We start from the raw sequence: 17,835 nt of genomic DNA, 5'->3' as shown, positions 1-17,835 counted from the left end.
CCTCCGCGTAGCATCGCCAAAGACGATCATCGATCGCGGGCGGTGTGGCGATGCCGGACGGACTTGAGCTGCGCGTACTCGGCCCACTGGAGTTGCTGCGCGACGGCGTTCCCATCCCGTTGGCCGGCGTCAAGCCCCGCCAGCTGCTCGCCACGCTCGCCCTCCGCAACCACCGCACGGTCGCGGTGGAGCATCTGATCGAGGTGCTGTGGCCGCGGAAACCGCCCCGCTCGGCGGTGGCCAACGTCCACACGTACGTCCACGCCCTGCGTAGCCACCTCGGTGCGGCCCGGCTCTGCCGGCAGCCGCCCGGGTACCGCCTGCTGCTGGGTCCCGCCGAACTCGACCTGGTCCGCTTCGACGAGTACGACCGGGCCACCGACCCGGCCCGGCTGGACGCCGCACTGGCGCTGTGGCGGGGCGAGCCCGTCGAGAACCTGCCGCATCCGCCGCTGTGGCGGCCCGAGGTGGAACGCCTGGTCGAACGCTGGCGGCTGCTCCGTGAGCGGCGAGCCCGGGTACGCATCGAGTCCGGCGATCCGGCCGGGGCGATCACCGACCTGCGGGCACTGGTGACCGAGGACCCGTTGCGGGAGGAGGCCTGGCGGCTGCTGGTCACCGCGCTCGAGGCGACCGGCCGCCGGGCGGAGGCACTGTCGACGTACTCCAGCGCCCGCCGGTTCCTGGTCGAAGGGCTGGGCATCGAGCCCAGCGAACCGCTCCGCCGGTTGCACCGCAGCCTGCTGGACCAGGACGAACGGGCGGGCCCGTCCGGATCGGCGCGGCTGGACGCCGCCGCGGCCGCGGTGCTGCGCGGGCTCGCCCTGCTCAACCTCGGACCGGCACCCGGCTGGGTGGCGGCGGCCCTGCTCGACCGGAACGACGCCCAGGACGTGCTGGACGACCTGGAGCAGGGCCGGCTGGTGCGCCGGGTCGACCGCGACGAGCTGGGGCAGCCCCGGTTCCGGCTGTTGATCGTGGCCAGCCTGCTGGCGCCGGAGCTGCCCGAACCGGTCGACGAGGCGATGCTGTGCCGGGTCCTCGGCGGCTACCTGGACCTGGCCGGACGGGCCGCGCGGGGTCTGCCGGCACAGATCTTCGGCCCGGGGCTGAGCGTCGCGGACCGCTGGCCGGTACCGGCCGCGGCCGAGCTGACCAAGGACGCGGTCGCCTGGTTCACCGTCGAACGGCAGGCGCTGCTCACCGCCGTCGACCTCGCCGCTCGGCTGGGCCGCTCGGAACTGGCCTGGGAGTTCGCGCACGCCATGCTGCCCTGGTGCGACCTCGGCGGCCACACCGCCGAGTGGGAGCAGACCCACCGCGCCGCGCTCGACGTCTGCCGGCGCAGGGGTGACCTGCTCGGCGAGGCGGTGAGCCTGCGCGGTCTCGGGCAACTGCACCTGTACCGCGATCAGTACGGGGCCGCGGCCGAGGCGTTCAGCCGGGCCCGGCTGGCGTACGCCCGGCTCGGCAACACATACGGCGAGGCGGGCGCCCTGGCCGGGCTGGGATCGGTGCACCGGCTGCGCGGCGACCACGACGCCGCATACGACTGCTACCGGCAGGCGCTGGCCTCCTACCATGCGGTCGGCGACCGGCACGGCCAGGCGTACGTGCACGGCGCGCTGGCCCTGGTGTGGCTGGCCCGACGGAACCCGGCGGAAGCACTCCGCTCGCTGAACGCCGGCCTGCCGCTCGCGGCCGAAGTGGACGACCAGCACCGGGTCGCACACCTGTTGCACCGGCTCGGGCTGGTCCGGGTGCGGCTCAACGAGGCAGCGACCGCCCGCGGCTGCTTCACCGCCGCGCTCGACCGGTTCACTGCCATCGGCGACGCGCACGGCCAGGCCTACTGCCTCAGTGACCTGGCCGAACTGGAGCACGGCGACGCGGCGATCAGCAGGCTCAGCCGGGCGTTGGAGATCTTCGAACAGATCGGTGACCGCCGCGGCCAGGGGCAGGCCGCCCGGCGTCTCGGCGAGCTGCACCAGGAGGCCGGGCGGGGACGGCTCGGCGACGCGTATCTGGCCGAGGCTCGGCGGCTGCACTCCACCGTCGAGGACGAGATGAGCCGCCCCGGCTGACCCCCGCGCCCCGGTGGGTCAGTGGAGGTAGGTGAGGATGGCGGGGAGGGGGTCGATGGCGACGGCGCTGTCCACGACCAGGCGGGGGCCGATGATCGGTTCGTACTCGGCGCGGCGGACGAGGGTCTGCTCCCAGGTGGGAAACTCCCCGTCGGGCAGGCGGGCCTCGACCCGGCGGCGGTGTTCCGCCTCGTCCCCGCAGTGCACCTCGATCACCCGCAGCGGCACCCCGGCCCGCTCGGCCAGGTCGTGCCAGAGGCCGCGGGCGCTGGCCACCGGGTTGACCGCGTCCACCACTACGCTCAGCCCGAGCTTGAGCTGCACCTCGGCGAGCCCGGCGACCGCGCCGTACGCGGCCATCCCGGGCACGTCACCGACCAGGCCGTACCGGCCGAGGGCGCGTTCCACCGGGTCGACTGGCAGGACCGGGGCGCCCAGCGCGGTACCGACCCGGGCGGCGAGGGTGCTCTTGCCCACTCCCGGCAGCCCGGCGAAGGCGACCAGCAGCGGGCCGTCGGCGCCGGCCCGGACCGCGCCCGGATCCACCGTGCCGCCCGGGCCGGGTACGCCGGAGGTCACGGCAGCAGGTGCGGCCGGACATCCTCGGCGGCCGCGTCCCCGTACGACTCGGCGAGCCGCTTGACGAAGAGGTCCCGGCGGACCTGGTACTCCTGGGTGCCGACGGTCTCCAGCACCAGGGTGGCCAGCAGCGAGCCGACCTGGGCGGCGCGTTCCAGGCCCAGGCCCCAGGACAGGGCGGCGAAGAAACCGGCCCGGAAGCCGTCGCCCACGCCGGTCGGGTCGACCGCCTGGATCTCCCGGGCGATCGGCACGTGGATGGTGTCGAAGTCCCGGCCGGCGATCTCCGCGCCGTCCTTGCCCAGCGTGGTGACCCGGACCTTGACCCGGTCCAGGAGCTGCGCGTCGGTGAGACCCGCCTTGCTCAGCAGCAGCGACTTCTCGTAGTCGTTGGTCATCAGGAAGTCGGCGCCGTCGATCAGCCCGAGGACGTGCTCGCCGTCCATCCGGGCGAGCTGCTGGGACGGGTCGGCGACGAACCGGTAACCGCGCTCCCGGCACTCCTCCGAGTGCCGGATCATCGCCTCCGGGTCGTTGGCGCCGACCAGCACCATGTCGAGGCCGCCCAGCCGTTCCGCCACCGGGGCCAACTCAATGTTGCGGGCCTCACTCATCGCGCCCGCGTAGAACGAGGCGATCTGGCACATGTCGGTGTCGGTGGTGCAGACGAAGCGCGCGGTGTGCGCCACCTCGCTGATGTGCACCGAGTCGCAGTCCACGCCGTGCCGCTCCAGCCAGGACCGGTAGTCGGCGAAGTCGGCGCCGACCGCACCGAGCAGCACCGGGTGCAGCCCGAGCTGGGCCATGCCGAAGGCGATGTTGGCGGCCACCCCGCCCCGGCGCAGCACCAGGTCGTCGACGAGGAACGACAGCGACACCTTGTGCAGCTGGTCGGCGATGAGTTGGTCGGCGAAGCGGCCGGGGAAGCTCATCAGATGGTCGGTGGCGATCGAGCCGGTCACGGCGATCTTCATGTCAACCCTCGGGGTCGGGAGCACGGCGCCGGTCAGCCTACCGGTCGCCCCGCACAGCTGTACGGCCTCGGTCGACAACCGGTTGTCGGCCGCACATCCCGTTGTCACCGCGGGTACACCCGTTGAAAGAACGCAACGGCGGGACCGCCTGGTGAGGTGCGGTCCCGCCGTTGTCGGGTATGTCAGCCGTCGGCCCGGTGCGGGCCGCCCCGGCGTCGACTCAGCTGAACGAGTCGCCGCAGGCGCAGGAGTTGCCCGCGTTCGGGTTGTCGATGGTGAAGCCCTGCGCGTCGATCCGGTCGGCGAAGTCGATGGTCGCACCGGCCAGGTAGGGCGCGCTCATCCGGTCGACGACGACCTCGACACCGTCGAAGCCGGTGACGATGTCACCGTCGAGCGACCGCTCGTCGAAGAAGAGCTGGTATCGCAGGCCGGAGCAGCCGCCCGGCTGCACAGCGACCCGGAGCCGCAGGTCGTCGCGGCCTTCCTGCTCGATCAGGGCCTTGACCTTCTGCGCCGCGACGTCGGTGAGGACGACGGTGCTGGGGGCCTTGGCCTCGGTCGACTCGGTCTGCGCTGGCGTGGTCACGTGGAAATCTCCCTGCGCGTGTGGGTCCGGACGCACTGGCCAACATCTCCCGTCGCCCAGTCATTCCCGGTGTGGTCCAGATCCGATCGTACGCCGCCCGGGCGGAAGTCACCCCAGGTGCCGCGACTCGTGGCGGGAAACACCCGGGGCCGTTCAGCGGCTCCACTGCCGGGCCAGCCGGGCGCCGAGCGCGCGCAGCCCCTCGGCGGGCCGGCCCAGTGCCGCCTCCAACCCGTCGTTCTCCTCGCCGCCGAAGTGCTCCACCAGGCTGTGCGTCTCGGTCACGCCGGCCGCGGCGGCCTCCCGCCGCCCGGTGCTCGCCCGTCCCGCCACGACCACGCACGGCAGGCCCCGGTCCCGGGCGGCCCCGGCCACCCCGGCCACGACCTTGCCGCGCAACGACTGGTGGTCGAAGGACCCCTCCCCCGTGATCACCAGATCGGCGGTGTCGAGCGCGGCGTCCAGCCCGATGGCCCGGGTGACCAGCCCGATGCCGGACTCGGCCCGGCCGCCGAGGGCGAGGATGGCCGCGCCGAGCCCGCCCGCCGCACCGCCGCCGGGCAGCGTGCCGAGCCCCGGCGGGCAGCCGGGCAGGTCGCGCTCCAGCAGACCGGCCCAGCGTTCCAGCGCCGCGTCGAGCAGCAGGACGTCGGACCGGCTGGCGCCCTTCTGCGGGCCGTACACGTTGCTGGCGCCGTGCAGCCCGAGCAGCGGGTTGTCGACGTCGGTGGCGGCGACCAGGGCGGTGCCGCGGAGCCGGGGTGCGCCGTCCAGCGCGGCCACCGCGGCCAGCGCCGCCCCGCCGTACGGCAGGGCCTGCCCGGCCTCGTCCAGGGCGGTGACGCCCAGCGGGGTGAGCATGCCGGCGCCCCCGTCGTTGGTGGCGGAGCCGCCCAGCCCGATCACCACGGTCCGCGCCCCCGCCTCGACCGCGGCGGTCACCAGCAGCCCCAGCCCGTAAGAGGTGGTGGCCTTCGGGTCGCGTTCGGCGGCCGACAGCAGGTGCAGCCCGCACGCCTGGGCGCTCTCCAGGTACGCGGTGCCGTCGTCGGTGAGCAGGATCTCACCGGTGGCGGGCCGGCCGAGCGGGTCGACGGTGGGCACCGGCAGCCGCCGCCCGCCGAGCGCCTCGGCGAGCACCGCGACGAAACCGGGGCCGCCGTCGGCGAGCGGCCGGATCAGCAGCTCGTCGCCAGGGGCGACCTCCCGCCAACCCTCGGCCACCGCGGCGGCCACCTCCTGGGCCGGCAGCGTGCCGGCGAACTTGTCCGGGCAGAGCAGCACGCGCATGCCGAGCAGTGTGGCAGGCCACATCGTCGGCGGCTTCGAGCCGGTCGGGCTGTGGAACGATGGGAGGCGTGACTTCCACCTGGGTTGAGCCCTCCAACACCGCCACTGCGCTGCTGCTTCTCGGCCGCGGCAGCGATCCCGCCACCGAGCGTGGCGTGGAGTGTCCGGGTGACCTTCCCGCCCCCAGCGACCCGGACCTGGTGGCCCGGGCGGCGGCGGCCAAGGCCGCGCTCGGCACGAAGGTCTTCGTGCTGGGCCACCACTACCAGCGCGACGAGGTGATCCAGTTCGCCGACGTGACCGGCGACTCGTTCAAGCTGGCCCGCGAGGCGGCGGCCCGCCCCGATGCCGAGCACATCGTCTTCTGCGGCGTGCACTTCATGGCCGAGAGCGCGGACATCCTCACCTCGGACCGCCAGCGGGTGATCCTGCCCGACCTCGCCGCCGGCTGCTCGATGGCCGACATGGCGGTGCTGTCGCAGGTCGAGACCGCCTGGGACGTGCTGACCGAGCTGGGCATCGCGGCGGAGACCGTCCCGGTGACGTACATGAACTCCTCGGCCGACATCAAGGGCTTCGTCGGCCGGCACGGCGGCGTGGTCTGCACCTCCTCGAACGCCAAGCGGGCGCTGGACTGGGCATTCGAGCAGGGGCGGAAGGTGCTCTTCCTGCCCGACCAGCACCTGGGCCGCAACACGGCGGTGCTGGAGATGGGCTTCTCGCTGGACGACTGCGTCCTTTACGACCCGCACAAGCCGAACGGCGGGCTCACCCCCGAGCAGCTCCGCGACGCGAAGATGATCCTGTGGCGCGGGCACTGCTCGGTGCACGGCCGGTTCACCCTGGACAGCGTCAACGACGTCCGGGAGCGGGTGCCGGGGGTCAACGTGCTGGTCCACCCGGAGTGCCGGCACGAGGTGGTCACCGCCGCCGACTTCGTCGGCTCCACCGAATACATCATCAAGACCATCGAGGCGGCTCCGGCCGGCTCGGCGTGGGCGGTCGGCACCGAGCTGAACCTGGTCCGCCGGCTGGCGCTGGCCCACCCCGACAAGCAGATCATGTTCCTGGACAAGGCGGTCTGCTACTGCTCGACGATGAACCGGATCGATCTGCCGCACCTGGTGTGGGCCCTGGAGGAGCTGGTCGCCGGCCGCGTGGTCAACCAGATCACCGTCGACCCGGACACCGCGCGCCACGCCCGGACCGCGCTGGACCAGATGCTCGCCCTCCCCGGCGCCTGATCACCCTCGGTCACATCACTGGCACGGAAACGTACCGGACACCCCGGTTCGTGCCCTCGCTGGTGATGTGACCGATTCCATTTTCGTAACGGAGGGCTATGCTGCCGGGGCGACGACTTACGCGGGCCGTTTACCCGTGGCCGCATTCCGGGTAGCGATGCAGATCGTGGACCCCATCATCTACACGGCAGCACCAACGCGCTGGAGGTTGCGTTGACCGACGACGTCCTGGTCGTACACGGAGGCACTCCGCTTCAAGGGCGGATCCGCGTGCGCGGCGCGAAGAACCTCGTGTCCAAGGCGATGGTCGCCGCCCTGTTGGGCGACACCCCCAGCCGACTGTTCGACGTGCCGCGGATACGGGATGTCGAGGTGGTCCGCGGGCTGCTCCACCTGCACGGGGTCAAGGTGAGCGACGGCGACGAGGACGGCGAGCTCATTCTCGACCCGTCCAACGTCGAGAGCGCCAGCACCGACCAGATCAACGTGCACGCGGGGTCCAGCCGGATCCCGATCCTGTTCTGCGGCCCGCTGCTGCACCGGCTCGGCCACGCCTTCATCCCGGACCTGGGCGGCTGCCACATCGGTCCGCGTCCGATCGACTTCCACCTGCAGGCGCTGCGGGAGTTCGGCGCGACGGTCGAGAAGCGGCCGGAGGGGCTGCACCTGTCCGCCCCGAACGGGCTGCACGGCACCAAGTTCGCCCTGCCGTACCCGAGTGTGGGCGCCACCGAGCAGGTGCTGCTGACCGCGGTGATGGCCGAGGGCGTCACCGAGCTGCGCAACGCGGCGGTCGAGCCGGAGATCATCGACCTGATCTGCGTCCTGCAGAAGATGGGCGCGATCATCAAGGTGCACACCGACCGGGTGATCGAGATCCAGGGCGTGAAGCGGCTCAGCGGCTACACCCACCGGCCGATCCCGGACCGGATCGAGGCGGCGAGCTGGGCGGCGGCGGCACTGGCCACCCGTGGTCACGTCGAGGTGCTGGGCGCCCAGCAGGCCGACATGATGACCTTCCTGAACATCTTCCGCTCGGTCGGCGGCGAGTACGAGGTGACCGACCTCCGGCCGCCGCGGGCCGGCAAGCCGGGCCAGGAGGGCGGCATCCGCTTCTGGCACCCGGGCGGCGAGCTGAACGCGGTGGCGCTGGAGACCGACGTCCACCCCGGCTTCATGACCGACTGGCAGCAGCCGCTCGTGGTGGCGCTGACCCAGGCCCGCGGCCTGTCGATCGTCCACGAGACGGTCTACGAGCAGCGGCTGGGCTACACCAAGGCGCTGAACACGATGGGCGCCAACATCCAGGTCTACCGGGACTGTCTGGGCGGCACCCCGTGCCGCTTCGGCCGGCGCAACTTCAAACACTCCGCGGTGATCGCCGGCCCGAGCAAGCTGCACGCGGCCGACCTGGTCATCCCGGACCTGCGCGCCGGTTTCAGCCACCTGATCGCGGCCCTCGCCGCCGAGGGCACCTCCCGGGTGTACGGCGTCGACCTGATCAACCGCGGCTACGAGGACTTCGAGGCCAAGCTGGCGGATCTGGGCGCACACGTAGAGCGTCCGTAACATCACACTGAGTTTTTCGCGCCCGGTGCACCCGCGATGTGCACCGGGCGCGGCTGTTTGGCTACCCTTCACGAGTGCCGTCGCTGTTTCGTCGTAAGCCCGCCGACCTCGTCGAGGAGTCCGTCACCACGGTGACGACCGACGAGGTGTCCGATGCCGCCCGTTCCCGGGGCTACACCCCGAGCAAGAAGGAGCTGGGCGTGGTGACGCCGAAGCGGCCCGCCGCGGGTCGCCGGCCGGGCGCGCCGAGCAAGGCGCTGACCAAGGAGGAGGCCCGGGAGCAGCGCCGGACGGCGCGCGCCGAGGCCTCGGCCGAGTTCCGCCGCGAGGGCGGTGCGCGCGACCGGGGTCCTGAGCGGCTGCTGGCCCGCAACGTGGTCGACTCCCGGCGTACGGTCGGCACCTGGTTCTTCGGTGGCGCGCTGATCGTGCTGCTCGGTTCCAACCAGGCCATGCCGATGATCGTCCGGCTGATCTCCAACGCCCTGTGGGGGGCGCTGGCGCTCGGCGTGATGATCGACTCGATCCTGATCTCGCGCAAGATCAAGAAGCTGGTCCGCGAGCGCTTCCCCAAGAGCACCGAGCGGCTCGGCTCCCTCTACTTCTACGCGATCATGCGCTCGATCACGTTCCGCCGGATGCGCGCCCCGCAGCCCCGGGTCAACATCGGCGACAAGATCTGACCGGGCGCGACCCGGTTCCGGCCCCTTCCCGCCGCCGCGGGGAGGGGCCGCGTCATGCCACCCCGAACAGGCGCAGCAGCGCGGTGGTGCCGGCCGCCGCGACGACGACCAGCACGAAGGGCGCCCGCCGCCAGGCCAGCAGCAGCCCGACCAGCACCCCCGCCGGCCGGGCGTAGCCGGCGAACGCGCCGGCCTCGGTCAGCGCGGCGGTCGCGGCCAGCGCGGCCAGCAGGGCGGCGGCGCCGACCGGCAGCAACTGCCGGGACCACTCGGGCAGTTCCAGCCGGTCGCGCAGAAGCACCCCGGCGACCCGGAAGCCGTACGTGCCGGCGGCCAGGGCGACGATCACGGCGATCAGCATGGCGCCTCCTCGGTGCGGGCGGCGCCGGCCGGGGCGGTCTCTTCCATGACTGTCGCGGCGGTGACGCCGGTCGGCCCGCGGCGGCGGATCGCGGGCACGGCCACGGCGGCGAGGGCGAGCAGGACCGGTAGCCCGGCGGGCAGGAACGGGGTGGCCAGCACGGCCAGCAGGGCACCGGCCAGCGCCACCCGGCGGGTCTGCGCGTCCCGCAGGCTCGGCAGCAGCAGCGCGGCCAGCCCGGCCGGGAAGGCGGCGTCGAGTCCCAGCACGGCCGGGTCGCCCACCGCGCCCCCGGCCAGCACGCCGAGCAGCGTGCCCGCGTTCCAGGCCACGAAGAGCAGCGCCGCGGCGAGCCAGAACGCGCTCCGTCGGGTCGGCCCGGCCGGCCGGGCCAGGGCGAACGCGGTCGCCTCGTCGGTCATCAGGTGGCTGCCGAGCAACCGCTGCCAGCGGGCCGGCCCGAGGCTGCCCCCGAGGGTCAGGCCGAACGGCAGGTGCCGGGCGTTGAGCAGCAGGCCGGCGAGGACCGCCGCGAACGGGCTGCCCGCGGCCACCAGACCCACCGCCATGAACTGCGCGCCGCCTGCGTAGACGAACACCGACATGGCGAGGGTGGCCCAGGCGGGCAGGCCGGCGGCGATCGCCACCGCGCCGAACGACGCGCCGACGGCGACCATCGCCGCGCCGATGGCGGCGACGTCGCGCAGCACGCCCGCGTCGCCCGTTCGATATGCCGTACGCATGGTCCATTATCCTGAACGCAGAGGCATGTGTTCGTCAAACCGAACAGAACGACTTATGGAGCGAACAATGACGGTCGATCCCGCTCCCCCGCTGGCCACCATCGCCGCCGCCCTGCGCCGCGAACGCGACCGGGCGGGCATCTCCCTGACCGAGCTGGCCCGCCGGGCGGGCATCGCCAAGTCCACCCTGTCGCAGCTGGAGTCCGGCGTCGGCAACCCCAGCGTCGAGACGCTCTGGGCGGTGGGCGTGGCGCTGGGCGTGCCGTTCAGCCGGCTGGTCGAGCCGCCCACGGCCACCGTCCGCGTCGTCCGGGCCGGCGAGGGCCCTCGCGTCCGCTCCGAGCACGCCGACTTCAGCGCCACCCTGCTCGCCGCCGGCGCGCCGCACACCCGCCGCGACGTCTACCTGATGGAGCTGGAGCCCGGAGCCGTCCGGGTGGCCGAGCCGCACACCCCGCGCAGCATCGAGCACGTCGTGGTCGCGGCCGGCCGGATGCGCCTCGGCCCCGAGTCCGACCTGGTCGAGCTGGGACCCGGCGACTACGCCACGTTCCCCGGCGACACAGCGCACCGGTACGAGGCGCTGGTCCCGGGAACGTTCGCGGTGCTGGTCATGGAACACCCCTGAGCCCAGCCGTGCGCCGGGGTCAGCCGCCGATCTCGGCCGGGGTCCGGTAGAGCCGGGCGACGACCTCCTCGATGTCCGGCTCGACGATCGAGATGTCCCGCAGGGCGGCCAGGCCGGCGAGCCCGGCGACCACCTCGGCGACGCTCGCCGACTCCAGCGCGAAGACCAGCCGGTGCCCGTCCGCCTCCATCCGCACCAGCGGGGCGCCGGGCAGCACCGGTGGGGCGGGCAACGCGGCGTCCAGCTCGGCCACGACCATCCGGCGGGAGCCGTACCGGCTGTGCAGGGCGGCGATCGATCCATCGTGCACCACCCGGCCGTGATCGATCACCACGAGCCGCCGGCAGAGCCGCTCGATGTCGGCCAGGTCGTGGGTGGTGAGCATCAGGGTGGTGTCGCCGGCCCGGCCCAGCTCGGCCAGGAAGCCCCGGACGGCCTGTTTGCTCACCACGTCCAGCCCGATGGTCGGCTCGTCGAGGAAGAGCACCTCCGGGCCGTGCAGCAGCGCGGCGGTCAGCTCGCCACGCATCCGCTGGCCCAGGGACAGCTGCCGGACCGGGATGTCCAGGAACTCGTCGAGGTCGAGCAGGCCCCGGCAGCGGGCCAGCCGAGCCCGGTGCTCCCCAACCGGCACCCGGTAGATGTGCCGCAGCAGGTCGAACGAGTCACGCAGCGGCAGGTCCCACCAGAGCTGCGAACGCTGCCCGAAGACCACGCCGATGCGCAGCGCCAGCCGGGTCCGCTCGGCCACCGGCCGCAGCCCGCAGACCCGGGCCTCCCCCGCCGAGGGCATGAGCACGCCGGTGAGCATCTTCAGGGTGGTCGACTTGCCGGCCCCGTTCGGGCCGATGTAGCCGACCATCTCGCCGCGCTCCACCCGCAGGTCGATCCCGTCGACCGCGGTGACCGTCCGCTTCTCCCGGCGCAGCCGACCCGCCTTCACCCGGACGGTGAACTCCTTGCGCAGCCCGCGTGTCTCGATGACGTTCAAGAGCCCGTACTCCGGTAGTGGCGGATGCCGACGCGCCAGGCCAGGGCGGCGACCGCGGCGGCGAGCACCGCGACGCCCGGCGCGGCCCAGCCGACCCAGCCCGGCAGGCCGAGCGGGTCGGCCCGGCCGAGCAGCGCCAGCGCCGGGTGATAGCTGACGAAGGCGAACCCCAGCCCGTACGCGAAGAGCCCGCGGAACCAGCCGCCGTAGACGGTGACCGGGTACGCGGTGAAGTCGCGCCCACCATAGGTGACCGAGTTGGCCAGCTCGCCGGAGTCGATCCAGTAGAACGACACGGTGGCCGTGATGACGAAGACCGCGGCGAAGAAGACCGCGCCGGCGAGCGGGGCGACCACGACCAGGACGGCCCGACCGAACGTCCAGTCGATCCCGGCCAGGCCGACCGCGACGATCAGCACGGCCAGCCCGAAGACCGCCCGGGACACCTTGCGCAGCGGCAGATCCATCAGCAGCAGCTGGGGCAGCGCGGCCAGCGGGCGGACCAGCACCGCGTCGAAGAGGCCGGTGCGGACGTACCGGGGCAGCCGCTCGATGTTGCCCACCAGCAGGTCCGCGGTGGCGAACGCGAACGACGACAGGCCGACCATCACCAGCGTCTCGCGGAGCGTGAAGCCGCCCAGCTCGCGGGTGACCCCGAAGAGCACCAGCACGGTGACCACGTCGAACACCGTCGCTCCGACGTTGCCGACCAGATCCACCACGAAGGACGTCCGGTACGCGGCCTGCGACCGTGCCTGCGCACCGAGCAGCGCCCGATAGGCCGCCAGCTGGTCAGCCACCCTGCACCACCAGGCGCTGTTCGGCCCGGCGCTGGACCAGCCGGCAGAGGGCGAGCAGCGCGACGGCCCAGCCGACCTGCACCCCGACCAGGGCGAGCTGCGTCGGCGCCGGATCCCGCTCGACCAGCACGTCGAGCGGGATCTGGAGCACGCTCGGGAACGGGGTCCCGTACCGCAGCAGGGTCTCCAGCCAGCCCGGCAGGAAACTCAACGGAAAATAGAGCCCGGTCAGCACGCCGGCGCAGAGCGTCCAGAGGATCATCGGGCCCCGTACGTCCTGCAACCAGTACGCGGTGGTGTTGACCAGGTAGCGGCAGCCGAAGCAGATCACCACGGCGAGCAGCACGGAGAACGCGAACAGCGGCAGGGTGCCCGGCCGGCGGGGCAGGTACACGTCGAAGAAGAAGAGGCCGACCAGCACCGGCGGCAGCAGCCGGGCCAGCGACGCGAACCCGGCCCGACCCAGGTCGGCGGCGAGATAGCTGGTGACCGGATCGACGGGACGGAGCAGGTCGGCGGCGACGTCGCCGGTGCGGATCCGGTCGGCCAGCTCGGTCCAGCCCCAGAGCAGGACCACCGCCAGCAGCCCCTGCCCGACCCAGACGAACGTGGCGAGCTGAGCCCGGTCGTAGCCGGCGACCCGGCCCGTCGCGCCGGCCGCCGCGAGGAAGATGTAATAGCGCAACAGGCCGAAGACGCTGTTGGTGACCGCTCCTGCGACCGTGGCCTGGCGGTAGGTGGCATACCGCCGAAAACCGGATGCCACTATCGCGCTGAATGTCCGAAACCATCGGGTAACGTTTTCGTCCGTGGGTGATGCCACAGTGGCGGTGACAGAGCCCACGCCGTTACCCTCCTTCCGCAGCCACGACGTGCCGGACCGGGCGACTCTACCGGCATGTCGGGCGCCCCGGCGCGACAATTTGCAACGAGGTGACATCGCCGTGAGCGAGCGACGCGAGCCGGCCCGGGGCCGCGCCGCGCGGGCGGCGACAGGGTCCCCCCGATGAGTGGCTGGGACCGCTGGCACGAGCCCGCCGAAGCGTCCTGGGCCGTCGAACCCACCCACGAGTGGCGTCCGCAGTTCCCGGGGCAGCGCTACCCGGGCGACATCGGCATCGAGCACCTGACCCCGCCCGCGCCGCGCGGCCGGGCCACCGTCGTCGGCCGGGCCGAGGTGCGCCCGGTCAGCGCGGCGCCCGACCACGGGGACGCATACCCGGTCAGCCCGGCGGGACCCGACGAGCGACGCGGCACATACCCGGTCAGCCCGGCAGGACCCGACGAGCGACGCGGCACATACCCGGTCAGCCCGGCAGGACCCGACGAGCGACCCGGCACATACCCGGTCAGCCCGGCCGCGGGCGACCGGAGCGGTGGGCACTCGGGCCCGGGCGAGCGGCGCGCGTACCCGGACGGGCGTGGCTGGGACGAGCCACGCGCGGACGACCGGCGGCTCTGGGCGGAGCGACGCGCACCCGGCGACGGACGCGAAGGCGTACCCCGCCGCGGCCCCGCTGGGCAGCCGGGCGACCGGTACGACCCGGACCGGTCGCGGGGCGCCGGCTGGGCGGACGACCGGTCCGACCAGCGCTGGGTACGCCCCGAGCCTGGTCGGCGGACACCACCGTCGGACGTGGACTCCCGCCGGCCGGCCTCGCCCGCGGTCGAGCCCGGTTGGCTCCCGGAGCCCGACGAGTTCCCGCACCGCCCCCAGCCGCGACCGGGCTGGTCGGAGCAGCGCCGGGGTACGCCCGACGGGCAGCCCACCACGGCCCCACGCGGCCCGATGGACCGGCGCGACCCCGGCCCCGACCGTCCGATGGACCGGCGTGGCCACGGTTTCGACGGCCGGGATGACCGGTTCGACGGCCGGGGTGACCGGCACGAACCCGGCTTCGAGCGCCCGGCCGAACGACGCGAACCCGGCTTCGAGCGACGCGAACCGGGTTACGACGGTCCGGCCCGGCGCGAGCCCGACCCGCGTCGGGAGGCAGCCGCCCGGATCGACCAGCACCCGGCGGCGCCCACCGCCCCGGACGACCACCGCCGCCCGGTGGATCCGCACCGGGGGGAGCCCGGCTGGCACGGCGGGCCGCGCCCCGGCACACACGGTCCCGACGAACGGTGGGACGAGCGCCGCCCGCCGTCCGACGGCGCGCGCCCGCGTGCAGGCGAATGGCCGGTGGTCGGGCGGCGACCCCGCACCGAGCCGGCCGCGTACCGGCCCGACGAATGGCAGCGCCCGGCCGGTCCGGGCCGGCCCGGCCCGGACGAGCGCCCGGCGCGCCCGGCCGACGAGGCGATTTCGCGGCATGACGGCCGCCGGCCCGAGCCCGTCGGCCCCCGGCCCGAGGACCGCTACCGGCCCGAGGATCGCTCGGCCGGCCGCCCCCGCCCCGAGGAATGGCAGGGCGGCCCGGAGGAGAGGCAGGGCCGCCCGGCCGACGCTGGGCCGGCCGGCCGCGGCGACGGACGCGAGCGCCCGCCCGCCCCGGCCCGTCCGGACGGCATGCGCGACCGGCCGTCGGCGCCCCCCGCGCCGCGACCCGAGGACGTACGCGAGCGGCCCGTCGCACCTGTTCCGGCAGGTGCCGACGAGGTCCGACGCCCGCCGGTGGAGCCGGTCGGTCGGCCCGAGCCGCGCCCGGCACCGCCCGTCTCCGCTCCGCCCGCGCCGGCGTCCACCCCGCCCCGGCCACCGCTTCCGCAGCCGGCGCAGGCACCCGCCGCGCCGGCCCGGCCGGTCGACGTCCCGGGCTCGGGCGGCACCGACCACCCCACGGCGGCCTCCGCCGGCCGGCCCTCGGAGCCGGCCGGGCTGGACCTGTTCACCCCGGCGAAGGCCACCCGCCCCACCGACGCGCCGGTCTCCGGTGCGCCGCCGATGTCCGGGAACGCGCCGGGGTCGGCACCACCGGCCGTACCCGAGGCGGCGCCGGTCGCCGCGCCGGCGCCCACGGCCGCCCAACTGGACGCCGCCACGGCTCCCGGTGACCAGCGAACGACCGTGCCGGCCGAGGCACCTCGGCAGCCGGGCACGCCGGACACCCCTGTCTCCCCCCGGACCGTCGACGGCGTGGCCGGGCCGGCATCGACCCCGTCCGGTGTCGAGAGCGCCGGCAGCGCCCGGGAGACTGCGCCAACCCCCCGGGCGGACGACGGCCCGGCGGCTGCGCCCGCCGCAGGTCGTGTCGAGGAGAACGCGGACGCCTGGTTCCGGGCGGCACGGCCCGCGTCGGAGTCGACCGACGACGTCGGGTCCGGCCCGACGCCTCCTACCGAGCCGAGGCCTGCGCCGCCCGCCTGGAACGCCGGGTCCGGCCGCCCGACCAGCGCACCGCCGGCCGGCGGGGACGACGCCCAGGACATCGTCGAGCCCAGCTCGGCTACGGGCACGCCCTCCGGGCCGCCCGTATCCGCACCGCCCGCTCCGGACGCCGTGCCAGCCGGCCAGGTCTCCCCGGCCCCGGCCCCGGCCCCGGCCCCGGCCCCGGCCGCAGCGCCCGCCGAGCCACCGGTGTCGGCCCCACCCGCCCAGGTGTCGATGCCCTCCGCCCAGTCGGTGTCGGCCGCCCCTCCGATACCGCCCGACTCTCCGTTGCCGCCCACCCAGCCGGTGTCGGCCGCCCCTCCGGCGCCGCCCGCCTCCCCGGTGTCGGCACCACCCGCACCGGCCACCGAGCCGCCGGCACCGGTCGAGCCGGCAGCGGACGAACCGGCCGTCGCATCACCGGCACAGGTCTCCGCACCTCCGGCCCCGGCCGAACCGGCAGCGAACCAGCCGGTGTCCGCACCACCCGCACCGGCCGCTGGCCCCCCGTCCGATTCACCAGCGGACGAATCGACAGCGGACGAACCGGTGTCCGCGCCACCGGCGCAGGTCTCCGGGCCCCCGGCGCCGGACGCCGAGCCCGAGGTCGAGCCGCAGGAGGTCCGCCCGGCGGACCCGGAACAGGCGCTGGCCGCCATCCGGTGGCGGTTGAACCCGGAGACGCTGCGCGAGGAGGCCCCCGATCCGGAGGCGCTGCGCGAGATCCGGGACGGGCTCACCACGAAACTCGGCAGCGCGCTGGACAACCGCTCCCGCGCCCGGCTGCTGAGCCTGCGGTCGGTGGCCGCCCGGATCCTCGGCGACCTGGACGACGCCCGCGACGACGCGCGGCTCGCCCTGACGTACGCGGAGGCCACCGGCGAGTTGCGGCGGACCACTCTGGCCCGCGCGCGGCTGGCCGAGGTGCTGCGCTGGCGGGGCGACCACGCGGAGGCCGACCGGCTCTTCGCCGAGGCCAATTCGCCGGAACTGCCGGACCGGCTGCGCGCGGCGCTGCACGAACACGCCGGCCGGTCCTGCTACGACCAGGGCCGGCTGACCGAGGCGTGCCTGCACTTCGAGCGGGCGCTGGACCTGCGCCAGGGTGAGAACGCCGAATTGAACGCGCGTACGGCGGTGGCGCTGGACGCGGTCGCCGAACGGGCGGCGGTCGACGGCTTCGGCCCGAAGCCACGGACCCGGGAAGTGATCCTCGGCGAGGAGCGGTACCCGGCGCCCACCTTCGACGAGGAGCGGGAGCTCTGGGGGTACGCGGACGACGAGGGCGAGTTGGTGATCGACCACCGGTACGCCGAGGTGCAGCCCTTCCACGAGGGTCTGGCCTGGGTACGCCGCCCGGAGGCGTCCCGCTGGGCGTTGATCGACACCGCCGGCACGGCGCTGATCGAGGCGAACAACGGCTACCGGGGGGTGGCCGCGTTCTCCGAGGGGCTGGCCTGGGTGTCGATGGACGGCAAGGGCCGATGGATGGCGGTCGACCCGACCAACATGGTGCGGATCCCGCCCGGGTACGAGGACGCCCGGTCATTCCGGGGCGGCCTGGCGGCGGTACGCCAGAACGGCGGCTGGGGCGCGGTCGACCGGAACGGTCAGGTGGTCGTGCCGACCCGGTTCCACGGCCTGACCACCGCCCTGGCCGACGGCCGGTACGTGGACGGCTTCACCGAGGAGGGCCTGGCCGTGGTGGAGTTGGCCGGCCGCCGGGGCGTGGTGGACCGGACCGGCCGGATCCTGGTCGATCCGGCGTACCCGACGCTGGTCGTGCACCCGGTCGCCTTCCTGGTCCGCGACGGCTCGGGCCGCTGGGGAGCACTGGACCGGCGGGGTGGGCCACTGATCGACCCGGTGCACCCGGGCCGGGCCGCCGTGGTCGCGGAGATCGAGCAACTGCTCACCGACACCAGCCCGGTGCTCTGAGCGGCGACAGGCCCTGAGCGGACCGGACGGGACCTACCCGGGCACGGAC

Annotated in this window: 15 protein-coding genes; 6 read left to right on the top strand and 9 right to left on the bottom strand. The window is 74.3% G+C overall.

All coding sequences use genetic code 11. From position 1 onward, the window contains the following. Positions 1–50: 50 nt before the first annotated feature. Entirely contained in the window at positions 51–2,084 is a 2,034-nt protein-coding gene (locus ACIRG9_RS08850; RefSeq protein WP_402852380.1) for a BTAD domain-containing putative transcriptional regulator, read from the top strand. An 18-nt stretch (positions 2,085–2,102) separates the two neighbouring features. Here the strand turns inward: ACIRG9_RS08850 and ACIRG9_RS08845 are convergent, their stop codons facing one another. The 4 genes from ACIRG9_RS08845 to ACIRG9_RS08830 all read right to left on the bottom strand — a co-directional run bounded on the left by ACIRG9_RS08845 (position 2,103) and on the right by ACIRG9_RS08830 (position 5,540). Next, positions 2,103–2,663, bottom strand: a complete 561-nt coding sequence (locus ACIRG9_RS08845; protein ID WP_402852377.1) for an AAA family ATPase — start codon at positions 2,661–2,663, stop codon at positions 2,103–2,105. Beyond that, the gene (locus ACIRG9_RS08840; RefSeq protein WP_402852374.1) at positions 2,660–3,637 is read right to left on the bottom strand and encodes a carbohydrate kinase family protein; all 978 of its coding nucleotides are present in this window, start codon (positions 3,635–3,637) and stop codon (positions 2,660–2,662) included. Before ACIRG9_RS08840 ends, ACIRG9_RS08845 begins: the two co-directional genes overlap by 4 nt. 220 nt (positions 3,638–3,857) lie before the next feature. Then, positions 3,858–4,226, bottom strand: a complete 369-nt coding sequence (gene erpA / locus ACIRG9_RS08835; protein WP_402852371.1) for an iron-sulfur cluster insertion protein ErpA — start codon at positions 4,224–4,226, stop codon at positions 3,858–3,860. 153 nt (positions 4,227–4,379) lie between these two features. Further along, positions 4,380–5,540: a glycerate kinase gene (locus tag ACIRG9_RS08830; protein WP_402852368.1), complete on the bottom strand. Its 1,161-nt coding sequence runs from the start codon at positions 5,538–5,540 to the stop codon at positions 4,380–4,382. Between the two features lie 44 nt (positions 5,541–5,584). On the opposite strand from ACIRG9_RS08830, the gene nadA reads away from it, so the two are divergent. The 3 genes from nadA to ACIRG9_RS08815 all read left to right on the top strand — a co-directional run bounded on the left by nadA (position 5,585) and on the right by ACIRG9_RS08815 (position 9,012). Then, on the top strand, positions 5,585–6,760 hold the full coding sequence (gene nadA, locus ACIRG9_RS08825; protein ID WP_402852366.1) for a quinolinate synthase NadA: 1,176 nt from the start codon (positions 5,585–5,587) through the stop codon (positions 6,758–6,760). Positions 6,761–6,973: 213 nt separating this feature from the next. Continuing rightward, entirely contained in the window at positions 6,974–8,329 is a 1,356-nt protein-coding gene (murA, locus tag ACIRG9_RS08820) for a UDP-N-acetylglucosamine 1-carboxyvinyltransferase (protein WP_402852363.1), read from the top strand. 74 nt (positions 8,330–8,403) lie between these two features. After that, a complete protein-coding gene (locus tag ACIRG9_RS08815) occupies positions 8,404–9,012 on the top strand; it encodes a DUF3043 domain-containing protein (RefSeq protein WP_402852360.1) in 609 nt (202 codons plus the stop codon). 52 nt (positions 9,013–9,064) lie between these two features. Here the strand turns inward: ACIRG9_RS08815 and ACIRG9_RS08810 are convergent, their stop codons facing one another. After that, the gene (locus tag ACIRG9_RS08810; RefSeq protein ID WP_402852358.1) at positions 9,065–9,373 is read right to left on the bottom strand and encodes an AzlD domain-containing protein; all 309 of its coding nucleotides are present in this window, start codon (positions 9,371–9,373) and stop codon (positions 9,065–9,067) included. Further along, positions 9,367–10,116: an AzlC family ABC transporter permease gene (locus tag ACIRG9_RS08805; protein WP_402852355.1), complete on the bottom strand. Its 750-nt coding sequence runs from the start codon at positions 10,114–10,116 to the stop codon at positions 9,367–9,369. Before ACIRG9_RS08805 ends, ACIRG9_RS08810 begins: the two co-directional genes overlap by 7 nt. Before the next feature lie 67 nt (positions 10,117–10,183). Between ACIRG9_RS08805 and ACIRG9_RS08800 the strand changes: the two genes are divergently transcribed. Continuing rightward, positions 10,184–10,744, top strand: coding sequence for a helix-turn-helix domain-containing protein (locus ACIRG9_RS08800; protein ID WP_402852352.1), 561 nt, complete (start codon positions 10,184–10,186; stop codon positions 10,742–10,744). 19 nt (positions 10,745–10,763) lie between these two features. On the opposite strand, the gene ACIRG9_RS08795 is transcribed toward ACIRG9_RS08800, so the two are convergent. From ACIRG9_RS08795 to ACIRG9_RS08785, 3 genes are read right to left on the bottom strand one after another with little or no spacing between them, the layout of a single operon-like run. Then, positions 10,764–11,735 carry an ATP-binding cassette domain-containing protein gene (locus ACIRG9_RS08795; protein ID WP_402852349.1) on the bottom strand — a complete coding sequence of 324 codons (972 nt, stop codon included), beginning with the start codon at positions 11,733–11,735 and terminating at the stop codon, positions 10,764–10,766. Next, positions 11,732–12,535 (bottom strand): ABC transporter permease, encoded by an 804-nt coding sequence (locus ACIRG9_RS08790; RefSeq protein ID WP_402852346.1) that lies wholly within the window; start codon positions 12,533–12,535, stop codon positions 11,732–11,734. The genes ACIRG9_RS08795 and ACIRG9_RS08790 overlap by 4 nt, the downstream gene beginning before the upstream one ends. Then, on the bottom strand, positions 12,528–13,379 hold the full coding sequence (locus ACIRG9_RS08785) for an ABC transporter permease (protein WP_402852343.1): 852 nt from the start codon (positions 13,377–13,379) through the stop codon (positions 12,528–12,530). Before ACIRG9_RS08785 ends, ACIRG9_RS08790 begins: the two co-directional genes overlap by 8 nt. A gap of 162 nt (positions 13,380–13,541) precedes the next feature. Here ACIRG9_RS08785 and ACIRG9_RS08780 point away from each other — a divergent pair, with 162 nt between their 5' ends. Then, positions 13,542–17,786: a WG repeat-containing protein gene (locus tag ACIRG9_RS08780; protein ID WP_402852340.1), complete on the top strand. Its 4,245-nt coding sequence runs from the start codon at positions 13,542–13,544 to the stop codon at positions 17,784–17,786. Positions 17,787–17,835 lie beyond the last annotated feature (49 nt).

It is taken from the genome of Micromonospora sp. NPDC093277 (assembly GCF_044765245.1).
GTDB lineage: Bacteria > Actinomycetota > Actinomycetes > Mycobacteriales > Micromonosporaceae > Micromonospora.
This window is presented reverse-complemented; position numbering and strand designations above follow the sequence as displayed.